The sequence below is a fragment of the Pseudoalteromonas sp. MMG024 genome (assembly GCF_021654175.1).
GTDB lineage: Bacteria > Pseudomonadota > Gammaproteobacteria > Enterobacterales > Alteromonadaceae > Pseudoalteromonas.
The window spans coordinates 1-3,280 of the sequence record NZ_JAKFZO010000045.1 but is presented as its reverse complement, the minus strand read 5'-3'; the positions used below and the strand labels follow the sequence as shown (position 1 = coordinate 3,280).

Sequence of the window (3,280 nt, the reverse complement as noted above, 5' to 3'; positions counted from 1 at the left end):
TAGGAGCTTGGCGATGTTCTACTTTCACATGGGCGAACCCACACTATCATCGACGCTGTTTCGTTTCACTTCTGAGTTCGGCATGGGGTCAGGTGGTTCCAAAACGCTATAGTCACCAAGCAAATCTGGTTGACTTAAGAGCTAATCTTAAATCTAAATCTGGAAAGCTTTTTTAAGTAAATGTCTACTTTAGTATTTTTTTGCTCTTTCGAGCTATTCAACTTCTGCGGGTTATAAACCACTTTGGCGTTGTATGGTTAAGCCTCACGGGTAATTAGTACAGGTTAGCTTAATGGCTCGCACCACTTCCACATCCTGCCTATCAACGTTGTAGTCTTCAACGGCCCTTCAGTTAACTCAAGTTAAAGTGAGAACTCATCTCGAGGCTCGCTTCCCGCTTAGATGCTTTCAGCGGTTATCGATTCCGAACGTAGCTACCGGGCAATGCAATTGGCATCACAACCCGAACACCAGCGGTTCGTCCACTCCGGTCCTCTCGTACTAGGAGCAGCCCCTCTCAATTCTCAAACGCCCACGGCAGATAGGGACCGAACTGTCTCACGACGTTCTAAACCCAGCTCGCGTACCACTTTAAATGGCGAACAGCCATACCCTTGGGACCGACTTCAGCCCCAGGATGTGATGAGCCGACATCGAGGTGCCAAACACCGCCGTCGATATGAACTCTTGGGCGGTATCAGCCTGTTATCCCCGGAGTACCTTTTATCCGTTGAGCGATGGCCCTTCCATTCAGAACCACCGGATCACTATGACCTACTTTCGTACCTGCTCGACGTGTCTGTCTCGCAGTTAAGCTTGCTTCTACCATTACACTAACCGTACGATGTCCGACCGTACTTAGCAAACCTTCGTGCTCCTCCGTTACTCTTTGGGAGGAGACCGCCCCAGTCAAACTACCCACCAGGCACTGTCCACAACCCCGATTCAGGGGCCTATGTTAGAACATCAACACTACAAGGGTGGTATTTCAAGGACGGCTCCACACAATCTAGCGACTGTGTTTCAAAGCCTCCCACCTATCCTACACATGTAGGGTCAATGTTCAGTGCCAAGCTGTAGTAAAGGTTCACGGGGTCTTTCCGTCTAGCCGCGGGTACACAGCATCTTCACTGCGATTTCAATTTCACTGAGTCTCGGGTGGAGACAGCGTGGCCATGGTTACACCATTCGTGCAGGTCGGAACTTACCCGACAAGGAATTTCGCTACCTTAGGACCGTTATAGTTACGGCCGCCGTTTACCGGGGCTTCGATCAAGAGCTTCGCCGAAGCTAACCCCATCAATTAACCTTCCGGCACCGGGCAGGTGTCACACCCTATACGTCATCTTTCGATTTTGCAGAGTGCTGTGTTTTTAATAAACAGTCCCAGCCACCTAGTCACTGCGACTCCCGTCCGCTTAGAGAGCAAGTCTCATCACAGATAGGAGCGTACCTTCTCCCGAAGTTACGGTACAATTTTGCCTAGTTCCTTCACCCGAGTTCTCTCAAGCGCCTTAGTATTCTCTACCTGACCACCTGTGTCGGTTTGGGGTACGATTCGAAATAATCTGAAGCTTAGAGGCTTTTCCTGGAAGTATGGCATCAACAACTTCACATCCGTAGATGCTCGTCTCGTATCTCAGCCTTAAAGAAACCCGGATTTACCTAAGTTTCAAGCCTACATACTTTCACATGGACAACCAACGCCATGCTTGTTTAGCCTGCTCCGTCCCCCCATCGCAATTATTCCAAGTACGGGAATATTAACCCGTTTCCCATCGACTACGCCTTTCGGCCTCGCCTTAGGGGTCGACTCACCCTACCCTGATTAGCATGGGATAGGAACCCTTGGTCTTCCGGCGTGCGGGTTTTTCACCCGCATTATCGTTACTCATGTCAGCATTCGCACTTCTGATACGTCCAGCATGCCTCCCGGCACACCTTCAACCGCTTACAGAACGCTCCCCTACCCCGCGAATAAATTCGCAGCCGCAGCTTCGGTGGTATGTTTAGCCCCGTTACATCTTCCGCGCAGACCGACTCGACCAGTGAGCTATTACGCTTTCTTTAAAGGATGGCTGCTTCTAAGCCAACCTCCTGGCTGTCTGGGCCTTTCCACATCGTTTCCCACTTAACATACACTTTGGGACCTTAGCTGGCGGTCTGGGTTGTTTCCCTCTCCACGACGGACGTTAGCACCCGCCGTGTGTCTCCCGGATATTACTTATTGGTATTCGGAGTTTGCAAAGGGTTGGTAAGTCGGGATGACCCCCTAGCCTTAACAGTGCTCTACCCCCAATAGTATTCGTCCGAGGCTCTACCTAAATAGATTTCGGGGAGAACCAGCTATCTCCCGGTTTGATTAGCCTTTCACTCCTAGCCACAGGTCATCCGCTAGCTTTTCAACGATAGTCGGTTCGGTCCTCCAGTCAGTGTTACCTGACCTTCAACCTGCCCATGGCTAGATCACCGGGTTTCGGGTCTATACCCAGCAACTAAACGCGCAGTTAACGCTCGCTTTCACTACGGCTCCCCTAAATGGTTAACCTCGCTACTGAATATAAGTCGCTGACCCATTATACAAAAGGTACGCAGTCACAGAACGAATCTGCTCCTACTGCTTGTACGTATACGGTTTCAGGTTCTATTTCACTCCCCTCACAGGGGTTCTTTTCGCCTTTCCCTCACGGTACTGGTTCACTATCGGTCAGTTGGGAGTATTTAGCCTTGGAGGATGGTCCCCCCATATTCAGTCAAAGTTTCACGTGCTCCGACCTACTCGATTTCACTGTAAATAAGTTTTCGTGTACGGGACTATCACCCTGTATCGTCAAACTTTCCAGAATGTTCCACTAACTACATTACAGCTTAAGGGCTAATCCGATTTCGCTCGCCGCTACTTTCGGAATCTCGGTTGATTTCTTTTCCTCGGGGTACTTAGATGTTTCAGTTCTCCCGGTTCGCCTCACTTACCTATGTATTCAGTAAGTGATACCACTAAGTGGTGGGTTTCCCCATTCGGAAATCCTAGTCTCAAGCGCTTTTTACTAGCTTGACTAGGCTTATCGCAAGTTAATACGTCCTTCATCGCCTCCAACTGCCAAGGCATCCACCGTATACGCTTAGTCACTTAACCATACAACCCAAAATGGTTTGTATTGCTAAAGACAGTTTTTAACTCCGCCAGAAGTTAAATATTGAATACTAAAGTAGATACCAACATAACTTTCGTCATGCGGCATATTTTCTTTACTTTATTTTGAGAACTCTAAATTAAATA

2 rRNA genes are annotated in these 3,280 nt (G+C 48.9%); both read right to left on the bottom strand.

Annotation, left to right across the window (positions count from 1 at the left end):
• Window positions 1-5 precede the first annotated feature (5 nt).
• Window positions 6-120: ribosomal RNA gene (rrf, locus tag L1068_RS21760) — 5S ribosomal RNA — on the bottom strand.
• Window positions 121-253: 133 nt separating this feature from the next.
• Window positions 254-3,136, bottom strand: a 23S ribosomal RNA gene (locus tag L1068_RS21755).
• Window positions 3,137-3,280 lie beyond the last annotated feature (144 nt).